This window comes from Acinetobacter sp. WCHAc060006 (assembly GCF_004209135.1).
Classification (GTDB): Bacteria; Pseudomonadota; Gammaproteobacteria; order Pseudomonadales; family Moraxellaceae; genus Acinetobacter; species Acinetobacter cumulans.
Genome location: NZ_SGSS01000005.1, coordinates 43343 through 60784, shown reverse-complemented (window position 1 = coordinate 60784; position 17442 = coordinate 43343). Strand labels below are relative to the sequence as shown.

Annotated in this window: 16 protein-coding genes; 9 read left to right on the top strand and 7 right to left on the bottom strand. The window is 40.8% G+C overall.

Annotated elements, in window-relative coordinates:
• Positions 1-11: 11 nt before the first annotated feature.
• The 3 genes from EXE29_RS04620 (at position 12) to rsfS (ending at position 2197) form a co-directional block, all read left to right on the top strand.
• Entirely contained in the window at positions 12-881 is an 870-nt protein-coding gene (locus tag EXE29_RS04620) for an NAD(P)-dependent oxidoreductase (protein WP_120364006.1), read from the top strand.
• Positions 882-927: 46 nt separating this feature from the next.
• Positions 928-1716: a hydroxypyruvate isomerase family protein gene (locus EXE29_RS04615; RefSeq protein ID WP_117007190.1), complete on the top strand. Its 789-nt coding sequence runs from the start codon at positions 928-930 to the stop codon at positions 1714-1716.
• An 82-nt stretch (positions 1717-1798) separates the two neighbouring features.
• Complete coding sequence (gene rsfS / locus EXE29_RS04610; RefSeq protein ID WP_106984609.1) at positions 1799-2197, top strand: ribosome silencing factor; 399 nt, start codon at positions 1799-1801, stop codon at positions 2195-2197.
• A 55-nt stretch (positions 2198-2252) separates the two neighbouring features.
• Here rsfS and EXE29_RS04605 read toward each other — a convergent pair whose 3' ends face one another.
• The 4 genes from EXE29_RS04605 to EXE29_RS04590 all read right to left on the bottom strand — a co-directional run bounded on the left by EXE29_RS04605 (position 2253) and on the right by EXE29_RS04590 (position 5706).
• A complete protein-coding gene (locus EXE29_RS04605) occupies positions 2253-2504 on the bottom strand; it encodes a hypothetical protein (RefSeq protein ID WP_106984608.1) in 252 nt (83 codons plus the stop codon).
• Positions 2505-2788: 284 nt separating this feature from the next.
• Positions 2789-4243, bottom strand: coding sequence for an NAD(P)(+) transhydrogenase (Re/Si-specific) subunit beta (locus EXE29_RS04600; RefSeq protein WP_106984607.1), 1455 nt, complete (start codon positions 4241-4243; stop codon positions 2789-2791).
• Positions 4244-4246: 3 nt separating this feature from the next.
• Positions 4247-4567 carry a proton-translocating transhydrogenase family protein gene (locus EXE29_RS04595; RefSeq protein WP_106984606.1) on the bottom strand — a complete coding sequence of 107 codons (321 nt, stop codon included), beginning with the start codon at positions 4565-4567 and terminating at the stop codon, positions 4247-4249.
• Positions 4568-4578: 11 nt separating this feature from the next.
• Positions 4579-5706 carry a Re/Si-specific NAD(P)(+) transhydrogenase subunit alpha gene (locus tag EXE29_RS04590; RefSeq protein WP_106984605.1) on the bottom strand — a complete coding sequence of 376 codons (1128 nt, stop codon included), beginning with the start codon at positions 5704-5706 and terminating at the stop codon, positions 4579-4581.
• Positions 5707-6595: 889 nt separating this feature from the next.
• Between EXE29_RS04590 and EXE29_RS04585 the strand changes: the two genes are divergently transcribed.
• Positions 6596-7513: a DMT family transporter gene (locus tag EXE29_RS04585; protein WP_117007189.1), complete on the top strand. Its 918-nt coding sequence runs from the start codon at positions 6596-6598 to the stop codon at positions 7511-7513.
• A 43-nt stretch (positions 7514-7556) separates the two neighbouring features.
• On the opposite strand, the gene soxR is transcribed toward EXE29_RS04585, so the two are convergent.
• Positions 7557-8057 carry a redox-sensitive transcriptional activator SoxR gene (gene soxR / locus EXE29_RS04580; protein ID WP_117007188.1) on the bottom strand — a complete coding sequence of 167 codons (501 nt, stop codon included), beginning with the start codon at positions 8055-8057 and terminating at the stop codon, positions 7557-7559.
• Between the two features lie 69 nt (positions 8058-8126).
• Between soxR and EXE29_RS04575 the strand changes: the two genes are divergently transcribed.
• Together EXE29_RS04575 and EXE29_RS04570 are read left to right on the top strand one after the other, a co-directional pair.
• The gene (locus EXE29_RS04575; protein ID WP_117007187.1) at positions 8127-8552 is read left to right on the top strand and encodes a RidA family protein; all 426 of its coding nucleotides are present in this window, start codon (positions 8127-8129) and stop codon (positions 8550-8552) included.
• An 18-nt stretch (positions 8553-8570) separates the two neighbouring features.
• The gene (locus EXE29_RS04570; RefSeq protein ID WP_106984601.1) at positions 8571-9764 is read left to right on the top strand and encodes an MFS transporter; all 1194 of its coding nucleotides are present in this window, start codon (positions 8571-8573) and stop codon (positions 9762-9764) included.
• Positions 9765-9836: 72 nt separating this feature from the next.
• Here EXE29_RS04570 and EXE29_RS04565 read toward each other — a convergent pair whose 3' ends face one another.
• Positions 9837-10478, bottom strand: coding sequence for a HEPN domain-containing protein (locus EXE29_RS04565; protein WP_106984600.1), 642 nt, complete (start codon positions 10476-10478; stop codon positions 9837-9839).
• Between the two features lie 464 nt (positions 10479-10942).
• Between EXE29_RS04565 and EXE29_RS04560 the strand changes: the two genes are divergently transcribed.
• The 3 genes from EXE29_RS04560 (at position 10943) to EXE29_RS04550 (ending at position 14155) form a co-directional block, all read left to right on the top strand.
• Positions 10943-11773 (top strand): hypothetical protein, encoded by an 831-nt coding sequence (locus EXE29_RS04560; protein ID WP_120364005.1) that lies wholly within the window; start codon positions 10943-10945, stop codon positions 11771-11773.
• Positions 11774-12314: 541 nt separating this feature from the next.
• Positions 12315-12998 (top strand): hypothetical protein, encoded by a 684-nt coding sequence (locus tag EXE29_RS04555; RefSeq protein WP_057049767.1) that lies wholly within the window; start codon positions 12315-12317, stop codon positions 12996-12998.
• Between the two features lie 11 nt (positions 12999-13009).
• A complete protein-coding gene (locus EXE29_RS04550; RefSeq protein ID WP_106984598.1) occupies positions 13010-14155 on the top strand; it encodes a helix-turn-helix domain-containing protein in 1146 nt (381 codons plus the stop codon).
• Positions 14156-14252: 97 nt separating this feature from the next.
• Here the strand turns inward: EXE29_RS04550 and EXE29_RS04545 are convergent, their stop codons facing one another.
• Complete coding sequence (locus EXE29_RS04545; RefSeq protein WP_120364004.1) at positions 14253-17357, bottom strand: type I restriction endonuclease subunit R; 3105 nt, start codon at positions 17355-17357, stop codon at positions 14253-14255.
• Positions 17358-17442 lie beyond the last annotated feature (85 nt).

Sequence of the window (17442 nt, the reverse complement as noted above, 5' to 3'; positions counted from 1 at the left end):
ATGGAACACGCATGAACTTCGACCTTCAAACTAAAATTGCATTTTTGGGCATGGGGCTCATGGGAAGCCGTATGGCAACTCGTCTCTTGCAAGCTGGCTTTGCAGTCGCAGTTTGGAATCGTAGTCCGAGCGCTTGTGATGCCCTGATTGAACAAGGCGCGACTGCACTCGACTTGAACCAACTTAGCCAATATCCTGTGGTTTTAATGTGTTTGGCCGATGATCATGCTGTGCAAAATGTCTTTAGCTTAATTCGACCACACTTAAGCAAAGGGCAAATTATTGCAGATTTTTCAAGTCTATCCGTAGAATGTACAAAGCAACTTGCTCAAGTAGCACAGCAACAAGGCGTCAATTGGATTGACTGCCCTGTCTCTGGTGGAACAGCTGGTGCCGAACTTGGCACTCTGGTTATTTTTGCAGGTGGTGATGCACCAAGCATTCAACGCCTAGAACTGATTTATAATGTGTTATCACAGCGTGTTACCCGCATGGGAGAAACAGGCGCAGGCCAAGCCACAAAAATTTGTAATCAGCTCATCGTCGCTGCCAACAGCACGCTCATTGCAGAAGCTGTTGCACTGGCCGAACACGCTGGTGTCGACACAACACTTCTCGCACCTGCTTTGGCAGGCGGGTTTGCTGACTCAAAACCTTTTCAGATCCTCACACCTCGTATGGCGAGCCAAAGCTTTGAACCCGTGCAATGGAAAGTACAAACTTTATCTAAAGACCTAAACAATGCCTTAAAGCTGGCAGCTTCATATCAATTGCATGTTCCCGTTGCCACACAAGCCCTTGATCAATTACAACAACATCAAGCCAATGGTTATGCAGAGGCAGACTTATCTACCATACGTTTACAGGTCAAATCTAACTAACCGTGTGCTGTCATCATTTTTCGCTTAATTTCAGAGGGTGCCAACCATGATTAAATTGGCCGTTAATCTGTCCATGATTTTTACCGAAGTGCCCTTGCTTGAGCGCTTTGCGCTGGCACGTGCTCATGGTTTCGATCATATTGAAATCCAATTTCCATACGAGCTAAGTATTGAGCAAATTCAAACCCAACTCACCATACATGACTTAAGCCTATGTTTGATTAATGCGCCTGCAGGTGACTTGATGACTGGTGGCAATGGCCTTGCTGGTATTCCGGGTCAAGAAATTGAATTTCATCATGGTTTAGAAAAAGCCATTCTCTATGCCAAAGCATTACAAGTACCTAGCATTAATATCCTTGCGGGTAAACAACCCCTAGATGCAGATTTACTGCCCTGCTTAAAAACCTTGGCCACCAATTTAAAACTGGCATGCCACATGTGTAGTGATCACGGTATTCAACCAGTATTTGAAATGATCAACGGCACCGATATGCCCCGCTTTTTAGTGCAAAACATTGCTCAAGCACAGGAAATGCTTGAAGCGGTACGTCACCCTGCCTTAAAAATGCAATTTGACTGCTACCACATGGCCATGATGGGCGAAAATTTATTGGAAAGCCTACAAGAAAATATCGATGCGATTGGTCATATTCAATTTGCAGACAATCCAGGTCGACATGAACCTGACACAGGAAACATTGATTATGCAGTCATTTTTGATTGGCTCAAACACAGCCAATATACAGGTTTCAGTGCTGCCGAATATCGCCCACAAAATTTGTCACAAAATTCTTTTGCGTGGAAAGACAAATACTTCTCATCAATAAACTGAAGAGATCAAGGTGCTGATTTGAAATTCAGCACCAAAACCGCTATATTAGATGATGAATAATTGTCTGGAAACCATACCCTCCATGAATTTAGAACCATCGCCCGGCGCTTCAAACTTTCAAGAACCTGCATTAAGTTCAAAAAAAGACGTACAAGCTTGCTTAGAAGTGGTACGTGAAGCTCTCGAAGATGTAAAAGCGAAAGAAATCGTCGAAATTGATGTTAGCGCGATCAGCAACGTTGCAGATGCAATCGTGATTGCATGCGGTACATCAACACGTCATCTCAAATCCCTTGCAAACAACGTTGCTGAAGAAGCACGTAAAGCTGGCTTCCGCCCGATTGGTGTTGAAGGCGAGCGTGATGCAGAGTGGATCTTGATTGACCTCGGCTTTGTCGTTGTTCATGTTATGCTTCCTACAGCACGCAAATTCTATGATTTAGAAAGCTTATGGCGCACAGCACCTGAGTCTGTGGCATAACATCTTTATCAATAAAAAAGCGGTCAATAGACCGCTTTTTTATTGCCTATAATATTTACCACTCACGCTGTTCTAAACTGGTCAAAGCCCGCAACATTTGACGCATAATATGGCGACGGCAGTGCTTCAAATCATCTGTTTCACAAACATCATTTAAAAAATGATTCAATGCATATACCGGCTGATTGCTATAACGTTGCTCCCAAAGACTTAATGCTTCTTCTAAAGCTACACTACTGATATAAGGCTCTAAGCTGCTGGCAATTGCAGATCTGCGGTTCTCAATATTTAATCGTTCTGTACTCATAGCGTCCCCCTGCTCAAATCAATAAACATGCCTTTCACTACGGTTATAAACTGCTTATTACTTATAGTTTTGCAAGAAAAATGCCAACAATATAAAACATAGCAATCATCAGGCTTTGCTTATAACACTCCCCCATTTGCCTACAAAAAATTGTCAGCTTGCGACCAGTTTTAGAGAATAATCTCTCAATATGTAGCAATTTTTGCGCATTACAGCATAGCTATCTTTTTTCATTTTCCATAAAAAAACCGCCCGAAGGCGGTTTCTCATCAAAAGTTTGAGTCTTAGTGACCGCCGCCATTGATTGCTTTTGTCATATCTTCTACAACTTTCTTCGCATCACCAAAGATCATCATTGTCTTGTCGTTATAGAACAAGTCGTTATCTAGGCCTGCATAACCTGTTGCCATAGAACGTTTGATCACCATGATGGTACGTGCTTTATGTGCTTCAAGAATTGGCATACCGTAAATTGGCGATGTTGGATCATCTTTGGCTGCAGGGTTTACAACGTCATTCGCACCAATCACAAGTACAACGTCTGTTGCTGGGAAGTCTGAGTTGATTTCGTCCATCTCTAAGATGTCTTCATACGCAACGTCCGCTTCAGCTAAAAGTACGTTCATGTGACCTGGCATACGACCCGCAACTGGGTGAATCGCAAAACGAACCGTTACACCTTGTTCTTTTAAGATTTCACACAATTCTTTCACTGCGTTTTGAGCACGACCTTGCGCCATACCATAACCTGGTACGATCACAACGCTGTCCGCATTTGACATTAAGAAACCAGCATCGTCTGCCGAACCTGAACGGTAATTACGTTGAACTTGCTCACCTTTGTCTGCAGATGCAACTGCTGCACCACCCATTGCACCACCAAACAAAACGTTGATGATTGAACGGTTCATAGCTTTACACATAATGTAAGACAGAATCGCACCAGATGAACCTACAAGTGAACCCGCAACAATCAGCATGTTGTTTTCAAGTGTGAAACCAATACCTGCTGCAGCCCAACCTGAGAAAGAGTTCAGTAGTGAAACGACCACTGGCATGTCACCGCCACCCACTGGCGCAATCCATACCCAGCCAAACGCAAGTGCAAGTGCAGTCATTGCCCAGAATGCATTCATGTTACCCGTCGTAAAGAAGTAAACACCACATGCCAACATTGCAATAAACAACAATGCTTGTACTGGTTTTACCCAACCGCCTGAAATGGTTTTTGCCCATTTTTTGGCAGCCAATTTACCATAAGCAAATACAGATGCAGTAAAGGTAATCGCGCCTACAAAACAGCCCACAAACAATTCAAATAAATGAACGCTGCTCATGTGCGCATGCTGTACGCCAGCAGCTGTTAAAGCCGCTTCGTTTTCTGCAAATAAAGCAGTTAACTGGTTGTTATGCAAAATGGCTGCTATCGCAATCAATACCGCAGCTAAACCCACCAATGAGTGCATCAATGCAACAGTTTCAGGCATTTGCGTCATTGGAACTGTACGTGCACGTGCAATACCCACGACTGCACCCAAAACCATCGCGCCACCAATCATCCAAACTACAGGATGATCTGCTACAAAGAATGTGGTAATCACGGCAATCGCCATAGCGATCATACCGTAGCGGTTACCTGCGATTGCAGTTTTCGGGCCAGATAGACCGCGTAAAGTGAGAATGAAAAGGACCGCACCAACAAGGTAGAACCAATCCGCATATTCTTTAATGAATTCCATGGATTAGCCCTCTTTTTTCTTTTGTTTTGGCTTAAACATTTCGAGCATACGTGCAGTTACTGCGAAGCCACCAAAAATGTTAATACTTGCCAAAAATACTGCTACTGCACCCAATACGCTCACTACGTTCACGCTTTGGAATTGTACGCTTGCTTCTAATACCCCAGGAATACCTACGGTTTGTAGCATTGCACCTACAATAATAATTGAAGACAACGCATTGGTTACTGCCATTAAAGGCGTATGTAAAGCCGGCGTTACACCCCAAACAACGTAGTAACCTACGAAGATAGCGAGGACAAAAATCGTAATCGTTTCAACCATGACAAGTCTCCTTAGCCGCGCTTCAACAGCACTTGACCGCTGTGAGTGACCAATAGGGCTTTTTGAATTTCTTCTTCTGGATTAATCGCGAAGTTTTTCTCAGCATCAAATAATGTGTCTAAGAAATTCAAAACGTTGCGTGCATACAGTGCCGAAGCTTCAGTCGAAACTGTAGAAGGAATATTTGGAATGCCTAAGATTTTTACACCGTTAGCAGTCATCACATTTTCACCACACACAGAACCTTCAACGTTACCGCCAGTTTCAACCGCCATATCTAAAATGATTGAGCCTGGTTTCATTTTGGCAACTGTTTCTGCTTTGATTAAACGTGGTGCATCACGGCCTGGTAATAAGGCAGTCGTAATCACGATGTCCGCATTTGATACAGCTTTATCAACAATAATCGCTTGATCACGGATGTATTCTTCACCCGGCATCCAACCATAACCATTCTTCGCAGCATCTGCCGCTTTTTGCTGTTCTTCTGGTGACATTGGTACGTCTAACCATTTACCGCCAAGTGATTCAACTTGATCACGTGCCGTTGGACGTAAATCTGTTGCTTCTACAACTGCACCTAAACGTTTTGCTGTTGCAATCGCTTGCAAGCCGGCAACACCCACACCCATAATCACTACACGTGCTGGTTTTACTGTACCCGCTGCAGTCATGAGCATAGGGAACATACGTTGATATTCAGCAGCAGCTAACAATACAGATTTATAACCTGACAAGTTGGCTTGAGATGAAAGTACGTCCATGTTTTGCGCACGAGATAAAGTACGTGGCAATAGCTCCAACGCAAATGCAGACACTTGCTGTGCAGCAAATTGGTCCAACTCCGGATTACGGTATGGGTCAAACATTGCAATGACTGCGGTATTTGGCGCAAGCTTTTGAATTTCGTCACCCTTCGGCGCACGTACTTTCAAAATAATTTGACTGCCGGTATAGGCATCATCTGTAATTTTGGCACCAACCTGTTCATAAGCACTATCGATATAAGCAGCGTTTACACCTGCTCCACGTTCAATAACGACATTATGACCAGCGCTGATCAACTTCTTTACTGTCTCTGGCGTCGCAGCGACGCGATGTTCACCGACAACAGTTTCGGCTGGAATTCCGATCTGCATGAGCGTTCCTCAAGCTAATTTTTCTTAAGTAAACATCGTAAAAACGATGCTTCCCCTCAGGATGTTCTTTTGTTGAATTTTTGGATTCTAATGGAACTTTTTTAAATTACCACCCAATATTTAGTTAATAAATACCCATATTTTGAACTGGTGATTCATAAAAAATATGATGCGATAAAGCAGTTATTCATTTTTATTTTTAATGGTATGAATCTTTTTTATACAAAATAATGCTGTTTTTAAGTTTTATTAAGCTAATTTAAATCTCAACTTATTGCTTATTGATCTAAATGACAAAAAAACATTCGTTTGATATTTATATTTTTAGTTATGAAAGCCTTTAAATGCCATACATAGCAACCTATTTTAAATATCCCAAAAACAACAGTTGACCTTGCTGACAAATTTTAGGATTTTTAAACTCAAATAAATTAAGCTGTTTTTGAAAGACTTGTACAATTATCACCCCACATAAATTCTTTGATTAAATTGGCGTGATCGACAGCATTTCCCCTTAAATTATGCCATTTATGGCATTCGCCTTAAGTCTATAGATCGCATTTTTTGCTAAAAAAATAATTTCTGCGACATTTTGCACCATGATGAACACCTCACAATTTGGCGAATTTGGCTCTTTTATGCACAATATTGGTGCGTTATGAAAAAATTGATGTATTTCAAGGCCAAACAATCATTTTTTACCGCCATCGTATTAAATTTGATATTTCACACAATTCGTCAACTCAGAATTCCTGTGCTGAGCTATGCCCATTCCAAATGAAGCATTCCATTTGGGTATCGTGCCCATTCATTTTTTTGCATTTAATCTTTGTCTGTAATTTTCTTATAATCATCTTATATTCTTTTCTCTCCCAGCCATTGCATCGCCATGCCTACGCTCAGTCTATCCCCACGTCAAATGGGCGCACTTTGTGCTATTTGTGCCGCTTTTTTATTTAGCACTAAAGCTATATTTATTAAGCAAGCTTATGCGTTATCCCCTTTGGTGGATGCCACCGTATTAATGGCACTCCGCATGGGCAGTGCTTTGCCCTTTTTCTTGATCATGTGTTGGTTTAGCCGTCGCTCTTACCAAGATCTAACAGCTCGTGATTGGGGCATGCTTATCCTTGCAGGTTTACTTGGCTACTATCTTGCGAGTTGGTTAGACTTCATGGGTCTGATGTACATTAGTGCTTCGCTGGAACGAATTATTTTGTTTTTATATCCTACCCTAACAGTTCTAGCATCTAGTGTTATTTATAAGCAAAAACTCAGCATCAAAACTTACCTTGCGATTCTATTAAGTTACGGTGGTACCGTACTCGTCATGCTACAAGAGCAAAGTAATGCGCCACAGGATGGTAATTTTTGGATTGGCGCGAGCTTTGTTTTTGCCAGTGCCGTGGCCTTTGCCTCTTATTTACTGCTTACCCCTAAAATGATAACCAAATTTGGCTCATGGCATTTTAATGCCTTAGCGTTAAGCATTGCCTGCCTAGGCACGCTCATTCATTATGTTTTATCGGTACCAGCACCAATACAACTCATTCAAAATCTGCCACCCGCAGTCTGGGGCTATGGGATTGCCATTGGGCTATTTGTGACTGTACTCCCAACGGTACTGATGATGCAAAGCATTGTTCGATTAGGTCCTGGCCACTCCGCCATGATTGCATCCATAGGTCCAATCTTAACGATTTTATTGGCCGTGGCCTTTTTAGATGAACACCTAAATTCTATACAGTGGCTGGGCTGTTTGCTCAATATCGTGGGTGTGCTGATGATTAGTCTATCCAAAAAATAACATCAATCATTCGCCTCATGACGGTGCACGTACGCTCTGCATATTAGGCTGTTGAATCATGATCAATCCCAGATTCAGTAAAGCGTTCTAAATGCATCAAGATGTGCTGAAAATGTGCGCCAGCCGATTGCTGGGATAATTGGTCATCTGGGTTACGTAATGGACATTGTTGTAAAGACAGGCAACCACAACCGATGCAAGAATCCAACTGCTGGCGTAACTGTAATAAATACATAATTTGCGCATCTAATTGCTGTTGCCAACGCTGTGACATCTGTTGCCAATCTGCTTTAGATGCCACTTGATGCTTTGGCAAAACCTCAAAAGCTTCATAAACCTGTTGTAGGCTAATTCCAACTTGCTGAGCAATTTTAATAATTGCAATACGGCGTAACATTGCACGTTGATAACGACGTTGATTTCCTGTGGTTCTTGTACTCCAAATAAGTTGTTTTTCTTCATAAAAGCGAACAGTAGGTACGCTGACACCACTACGCTCAGCAAGCTGACCAATACTCAGCCATTGCTGTTTAGATTCTTGCATATTTATTCTTGACCTCAAGTTAACTTGAGCTTTGATACTAGCAAGACTTTAAGCGCTAAGGAAATTGCGATGCAACAAAACCTGCACTCAGTCATCCACCTCATGAACCCAGATACTCTGTATAATCCCACTCCGTTTGCTTATAGCCACATTGCGCAAGTCAACATTCATGAGTTGAATCGTATTGTGCATATTGCAGGTCAAGGAGGCGAACAGCGCGACCAAACTTTGGCAACAGACTTTACAATACAGTTGGCGCAAGCCATGCATAATGTGCAATTGGCTTTAGAGGCTGCAAAGGCCACGCTATATGATATTGCGATGTTAAGAATTTGGGTCTGCCAATATGATCAACTCAAACATCAGCTGATTATTCAGCACCTAAAAGCACTATGGCAAGCACATGCATTGCCAGCCTGCACACTGATTCCCGTACCATGTTTGGCACTTCCTGACATGCAAATCGAAATTGAAGCCACCGCCTACTGCGCTTAACCACAAGTAAGGAAATCTATGAACCCCAACGTTGATATTAGCCAAAATAAAACCCTACTTTGGCTTATGGCAATTGCATGTGGTCTATGTGCGGGTGCCAATTATTATTGCCAACCGTTAATCGCCTCGATTCAACAAAGCTTTCAAGTAGCGCAATCACAAGTGGCGCTTACGGTCACTTTTGCCCAAGTGTCTTATGCCTTAGGGTTACTGTTTATTGTGCCTTTGGGGGATATTGTCAATAAAAGCAAATTTATTCCCTTGCTTATGTTTGGCGCAGCAGTAGGTCTAAGTATTTGTGCACTTTCGAATAGCTTAACGATGCTATGGATTGGCACCATTATTACTGGTTTATTTTCTGTGGCGGCACAAGTTCTTATTCCACTGGTCACCCTTGCGGTACGCCCTGAAAAAACAGGTGAAACTGTTGGCTTTCTAATGAGTGGCTTATTGGTGGGGATTTTACTATCGACCAGTTTGGCTGGGCTTTTATCTAATTTATGGCATTGGAATATTATCTATGTTGTAAGCGCTGTGCTCATGCTGGTACTTGCAGTGCTACTTAATCGTCAATTGCCTATGGTCAATACCAGTACACTTAGATATGCACAAATTTTTGCATCTATGGCACAGCTACTGCGCCAAGAGCGTCGCTTGGTCTACCGCTCCCTCATTGGTGGCTGTGCTTTTGCCTCAATGAGTATTTTATTTTCCACGATTGCCATGCTACTCACTGCACCGCCTTTTTCACTGCCTGATGTGTGGGTGGGAATCTTAACGCTGGTGGGCGTATTTGGCGCGCTCTCGACTCAGTGGATTGGAAAATGGGCCGACCGTGGACATAATTTAGTCCTCACTTGGATGGGCTGTGGCATATTGGCAATCAGTTGGGGACTGCTGTATTTAGGTGGCCAATCTCTAATGAGCTACGCTTTAGGCTATGCAGTCATTAACCTTGGCTTAGCTATGGTACACAGCTGTAACCAAAATGTGATTTTTAAACTTAACCCGAATGCACGCTCACGCATTAACTCTATTTATATGACACTGTACTTTATTGGTGGTGCGGGAGGATCGGCTTTAGGGGTATATGCATGGCACCATGGTGGCTGGCCAGCGGCTTGCCTAACAGGGTTTGGATTAGTATGTGGTGCATCGCTTATGGCCTTAATGGATCAACTTGGGCAAAAGCAACCAGCGACAACACACTAAGTTTTCACTGAAACCAAAGCATGGGCATAGCCTCTCGCTTTGGTTATATGCTCTCACCAGTCTAGGTCTGTCTTAGCTGACTTGCACCACTGGATAAAACGGTTTTCCCAAATCTAAACTTTGTGCATTTTCCAAAAGTACTAAAATAAATACAGGCAGTAATACCTCTAAAATACGGCAAGCATCCTTTAATTGTGAACGATTCACCGAACTGTTATAAGTTGCCCCGCCATGGACAATTTGATTACGCAAAGTATATAAGCGGTTAAACAGCACCATTAAAATATCGACCGAATCTTTATGCCCCAAAGCATTCAATACTTTTTGCTTTTCCGCAGCCAAGCCAGTTTTACAGGCCTCTAGGCTAATCTTTTCATTTTGATAGTCCCAAAAACCTTGGTAAATATATTGGTTATCAAGTAGCACTCGAATGGGCTGGCTATATTTCTCCCATAAAATATTATAGATCTTATCTTCTTGGTCTTTTTGGCAAATTAAATGTAAAAACTGTCTTAAGCTTTGCTTGTCCTGACTTATCAGCAAATCTTGTGCATAAATGGCATTGAACGAGACCCATAGAGCAATAAATTGTAAGTCCAACTCTTGGTCTAATTGCTGTGCTTTTTTTAGCCAACTGAGTCCACGATGTATCCGCAAATTAAATTGGTCACTATTTTCTGCTTTTTTGTCCTTAAAAATTTCTTCTAACATCATTGTCTAATCCCCCCAAAAAATTGTTTATTATTCTTCTTTTGCAAATTAAACAATTTATCCACAGAACTCAATCAACATGACTGAGTATTTCACATCTATTGTGTCCTGATTGTGTCAGCTTTCAGTGCCCTTCAATACTTCTCTAAATAGCCCTAATCCAATCCCCCTTACTTAGGCTTCACTTTTAAGAGATGGCTCAATTTTACAATTCAATTTAGCCCGACCCCATTCGCCAAAATTATTTAACAGATCTTCACAAATATAAGAAATCCCAGTCTTTTCGACAAAGCCTATACCTCCTATTAATTCACGCTAAATTTCGTCAACCTTTCAATTTATTAATCAAAATATATTTAACTTATTGATTTTCCATTCATCTTAAAAATTATTTTTTTGCTTTAATTTTAATTCATAGTTTAGCTAGCATTAACAATAATCATAAAAATAAAAGCTTCATATCAATAATGAAAACTCGATTTAAACCTGTTGCACTGACCTTCCACGGCAGTAGTTTTAAAGTGACACATCCAAAGCAATTTGGTCTTTTAAATATTCCTTTACCTACTTCAGCTTTAGAGCAAGTTTTAGAATTTAGTTGGAAAATGACCTTTGGCAAACAAGGTCAACATCGTGCTTATCGCACAGGCGGTTCAGAAATTCGTACGGACTTAATGGTTTTTCGTGATGTCTATCGGGGCAAATTAGGCGAAGTTGCTTTTTACTATTACTGTCAGCAGCGCCCTCGTGTACAACAGCTGTCACATATTGATTTTAGCTGTAGTGGCAAGGGTATTTGGGACTGTGCAGATTTTATTGTGAATGATGAACATCATATTTCAATTAAGACCACCAAAGACTTTGGAAATCTGTTGTATTTAGAAGCCAAAGACTGGGAAATAGACCTACTTCAGCACAAAACGATTTATAAGCCGAACCAACATGATCAGAGCAAGAATCGTGGAATCTATGATTATTTTTTTCTGTGCCGAGTAAAATCCAATATTGATGCGATCATTCATCAAATTAGCCAAGAGCCACAGCCTGCGACCCTAGATGATTTAAAACTCAAATTGTTTCGCATTTTAAAACTGCAAAAACCTAAATTAGACATTGCAGGCTACATCAGCAATAGTGATTTATATCAGGTCTTACAACAAGAGACTTTCTTACTACAAGCAGGCACCTTTGTTGGCAAAAGTGCTAAGCCACAAGATGCCGAAAATTATTATGTCCAAAGTGGCTGTATGCGTCCACTTATGCCGTGGGGCTCTCGACCTATACAACGTAGTGCTTAGCAGATTCTTGCTTAAATTTCACACGCCACAAAGTCTATTTAAAATTGTGCTAATATAGCGCCCAATTTTGAAACGTTGTTTCAATGGTGCATCACATGACTCAATGTGTGCAATCTAATTTCTCTCCTAATTTCCATCTTTGTTTGCCAAGGCCTGATGTTTGATGACCGTAATCAATTCTACTGAAAATAAACTCGCACCTCGAATCAGCGTGGCGCCAATGATGGATTGGACATACAAATAAAATTAAATATTTATTATCAATAATTTAGTTTAATGTAAAAATATTGTGGCGTAAAATTGGTGTAAAAATGCGAAAGTAAATTTTTAACTGTTTAATTCATAATACTTTTCCCTCTCCATTAATTATTCAAAATTCAGTTTCAATTCATATATTCTAGATATCAATATTAATTCCTAACTGTATACATCTTGAAACAATTTAATTTCTATTTTTTACACCAAAAACTATGTTTATTTCTATTTTTACTACCAAAATCTATGTATGCTAAGCAAATGATAATTTACTAGATCGAACTTTATGCAACCATTATATTTAACAATAGATGATCCATTTCAAGCTAAGAATAGAATCAAAGAAGTTTTTGGGTTTGACCCGAAAATCTTGCTTGGAGTTATAGAGGATAGCTTCTCAGCTCGTAATGAAACTACAAACAATCATCCTAAAATTTATGGTGGTTATAGAAATTTTGCTGAAGGAACAGCTTTTTTAAGAGAGCGCTTGTTATCAATGGGTTATTTAAAATATACCCAAGGAAACTCAGAATGGGTTCACAATGAAAAGCTTGGAATTCTAATTAGTTTTATGACAGGTAATGCATGTGTTGGATTGAAAAACCAAGTTCCGTCTAATTCAGCGAGTTTGAAAACTGAGAAAATTGCTCGAAACCGAAACCCTAAGGGGAGCATGTTTTCAAGAATCGCCAATGCCCAATTACATGGAGATATGCTAACGACACAAGCTACTACCGATACTTGGTGTTGGGTGCTAATGTATTATATTGATTATAAAAATAAAATAATTCGAAGTGAACTATCATGTCCATCAAAACTGACTGAAGATGGTAAGTTTTTTACAGAATACCATGAACGAATTATTTTAGAAGAAATCAGTTTCGATCCTGAGTCTGAATTTGATACTATTCTTTCCCCTGCACCAACTCCCGCGCCAATTGATTTTGAGATCAAGCGCAAAAATGCTTAAGAGGCAATACTATGTTCAATATGGGTCGTTTCGATCTCGCTCGTCAACGCCGTGGTTTGACTAAGAGAGAATTGGCTCATCGATTAGAAGTAACCGATAGAACTGTTTCAAATTGGTATAATAACCAACAAGTTGATGAAAAAAATTTAGAAAAAGCTGCTGAAATTCTTGATTTTCCAATCAACTTCTTTTACGGACGTGAAGTAGAAAAAATTCAAGCTGAATCTGTAAGCTTCAGAGCGCTAACTAAAATGACAGCTAGAAAAAGGGATATGGCAATTAGCCAGACTATTTTAGCTGAATTGATTAGCGATTGGATTGATCAAAACTTTGATTTGCCACTTCCTAATGTACCTGATTTACATGAATTAAGAAGTGACTTTTCAACTGCGACTATTGGTTCATTGGATGAGACAGATGAAAATGATGTTAGATATTATCTTGAATATTCTTATCCTGAGGCATGTGCTGACACAGTAAGAAAAGCTTGGGGATTAGGCGAGCAACCTATTCCCAACCTGATTGCACTTTTGGAATCTAAAGGTATTCGTGTTTTTTCTCTCACAGATGAAGCACAAGATGTTGATGCTTGCTGTAGATGGACAAGTGGTCGTCCTTTTATTTTTTTAAATACTTCCAGAACTGCTGAAAGGTGTAGATTTGACTTAGCTCACGAGCTAGGCCATTTAGTTATGCACAAACATGGCATAATAGAAGGAGTTCACGTAGAACAAGAAGCAAATGCTTTTGCTTCTGCATTTCTAATGCCGCGCAGAAGCTTACTAGCAGATCCTTTACGGATTCCATCCTTAAAGAGTATTTTGTCCAAAAAAGTAATATGGCAAGTTTCTGCTGCTGCTTTGACCTATCGTTATAATAAGCTGGGGATTATTACTGACTGGAATGCCACAAGTATTTATAAACAGTTAGCCCAAAGAGGACGAAATAATGAGCCTAACCCCCTCCCTCATGAATCCTCTCTCTTATTAGATAAAGTTTTCCAAGCTTTAGCCCAAGAAAACTTTGATTTTTCTAAAATGACAAATGATCTATGTCTCAATCTAGTAGAAGTTAATAATCTTACTTTCAACTTAGCCTCTAAATACCAAAATTTAGATGCATTAAGGCGTCGAAGTGAGTTAATAGTTTTGGATTAAATCAAATTTAGAAGAGAACATTTAAAGTTCTCTTTTTTCTTTAAGTACATGCTATTTTCTTTAGGATTAAACATTTACCCCCCAATAAGCAATCGTGCTAGTTGATAGTCCAAGCATTAGACAAAGTCTCCGCCTGCTTCATCACCAACTCAATCGCTTCAGCTGCTTTATCAGGCGGGTACTTCCAACGCTGCAATGTACGTCGCACAAGAATTTTAAGCTGAGCACGTACACTGTCCCGAACCTGCCAATCCACTGTAGTTGACTTCCTAAGCTTCTCGGTAATTTCGCGGGCGATCTGCTTCAGAGTATCGTCTCCAAGCTCTCTGACCGCACTTTCATTATTCGCCAAGGCATCGTAGAAAGCGATTTCATCAGGATTCAAACCAAGTGCAGCTTCACGCTGCATTTCTGCCTGAAACTCTTTTGCCATTTGAATGAGTTCTTCAATGACCTGAGAAGTTTCAATCGCTCGGTTATTGTATTTCCTCAAGGTTTCCTGCAAACGATCAGAGAAGCGTTTTTCCTGCACGACATTGTTTCGTGTCTTTGCTTTAATGCCGTCATTCAACAACTTTTCCAGTAGTTCAACTGCCAAATTACGATATGGCATCTGCCGTACATCTTCTAAGAACTCATCTGAAAGCAAGCCAATGTTTGGTTTATCTAAACCACACATTGCAAAGACATCTGTTACGCCATCAGCAATGACAGCATTATCCAGAATCTGTTTTAGCGTACTGTCCTTTTCCGCTTGCGACAGTTTACGATCTACAGAGGTATGCTTGCTGATGACCGCTTTAATGGCTGAGTAAAAGGCAATTTCTTTGTGCAGGTTCTTCGCTTCATCCAAGGTGCTGCATAAAGAGAAGGCTTTATTGATTGCCAGGACTAAATCAAGAAAACGCTTTTTACCATCCTTTAAGCTCAGCACATAGTTAGCTGCGGGGATAATCAGTCGGTGTGCCTGAGTTTCATAAGCACTTAAATCCATACCTGCCTGTTCATTGGTTTTGGCGAACATTCCTCCTATTGCATCCATCTTTTCAGCAAGAACTGCATAGGCTTCTTCTGCACGTAAAGTCGGCTCACCTTTCCCTTTTGCATCGGTATAGGTTTTTAAGGCTTGCTTCAATTCATTAGCAATGCCGATATAGTCAACAACTAGTCCACCCTGCTTATCTTTAAAGACACGGTTCACACGTGCAATGGCCTGCATGAGGTTGTGCCCCCTCATCGGTTTGTCGATATACATCGTATGCGTGCATGGTGCATCAAAACCTGTAAGCCACATATCGCGCACGATCACTAACTGCAAAGGATCTTTGACATCCTTAAAGCGTTTCTCAAGACGTTTTTTAGTTTGCTTATTGTAGATATGCGGCTGTAATAATGGTTTATCTGAAGCTGAACCCGTCATCACAATTTTGATTTTGCCTTTTTCAGGATCAGGGTCATGCCAATCTGGGCGCAAAGCAACAATTTCATTGTAAAGATGGACACAGATCTCCCGGCTCATGGTCACAATCATACCTTTACCTGCTGTGGTTTCGGTACGTGCTTCAAAATGTGCGACTAAATCTGCAGCAATCTGTTTCAGCCGTGGTGTGGCACCCACCAGCTTTTCTAGTCGGCTCCACTCACTTTTAGTCTTTTCTCGGTTACCAACATCTTCCTCATCTTCCACCACCTCATCCACTTGATCAGATAGCTCTCCAATCTCAGCCTGATTGATGTCCAGCTTTGCCAAACGTGATTCGTAGTAGATAGGAACGGTTGCACCATCATCGAAGGCATCCTGAATATCATAGATGGAGACATAGTCGCCAAAGACAGCTCGGGTATCTTTATCCTCACTCGAAATAGGGGTTCCAGTAAAGCCAATAAAAGCAGCATTCTTTAAAGCATCACGCATGTGCTTGGCATAGCCGAACTTGTATGTGCCATCATTATTTAGTTTTGCTTTCAAACCATATTGGCTACGATGTGCTTCATCTGACATCACAACAATATTGTGGCGTCTATTCAATAATGGATGCTCACTCTCACCTTCCAGTAATGCAAACTTTTGTACCGTAGTAAAGATGATCCCACCAGACTCACGCTCAGCTAAAAGCTGTCTCAGCTCATCGCGGTTATTGGCTTGTACTGGAGTTTGTTTTAACAGTTCTTGAGCATTACTAAAGGTTTCAAAGAGCTGTCCATCTAAGTCATTACGGTCAGTCACGATCAACAAGGTTGGGTTGTGCATGGCAGGCTGCTGTAAAAGTTTGCCTGCATAGCAACACATGGAAATACTTTTACCCGAACCTTGTGTATGCCAAACGACACCTGCTTTTTTGTCCCCGGCTGGATTGGCTGCTGCAATGGTGGCTTGTACGGCTTCTCTAACCGCATGGAATTGATGATAGCCTGCAATTTTCTTAATGGTCTTTTCGCCATCTGTTTCAAACAGCACAAAGAATCGAATGTAATCTAGGAACAATTCTCGATCAAAGAAGCCTCGAATAACTGTCTCTAACTCCCATTCTAAAGCGGGTTTATCATCTTCATTCTTGATTGTACGCCACGGTAAAAAGCGTTCCTGATTTGCTGTCAGTGAACCGACACGTGCTGTTACGCCATCACTCACTACCAAGGCTTCGTTATAAACAAATAAATCCGAGATTTCTTCTTTATAGGTTTGTAGCTGGTTAAAGGCATCCCAAATATCCGCATTTTCATCGGTTGGGCTTTTTAGTTCCAACACAGCAAAAGGAATACCGTTGATAAAGCAAATGATATCAGGACGTCGAGGTTGTTTAGTACCTAGAATAGTAAATTGATTGATAGCAACAAATCGGTTTTGATGCACATGGTTGAAATCCACCATGAAGGCATGGTCGTGTACCCAATCATCTTGCTTCTTATATGTGACAGGTACGCCCTCCAACAACATACGATGAAAAGCACGGTTATTGGTGACGAGATCCAAACTTTCAGGCTTGCTCAGTTTTTGCCAAACCTGTTCAAAACAGCCTGCAGGCAAATGTGGATTTAAGCGTTCAAAAGCCGCCTGTAAATCAGCTTCGATTAAAATCTGTTTATAGTCCTTGCGTAAAGGGTTACTGCTCTCGGGTGCAATATCGATACCATGAACGACTTCCCAGCCATTTTCAGAAAACCAGTCTAAGCATAGGTTTTCGAGTTGTGTTTCGTTCATGATTTCCCCCTTTCATTTAAATTTTAAACTCGGCTCGCTCATTACTATTTATCTAAAATTTATCTTTTACATCCAGCCTAACAAG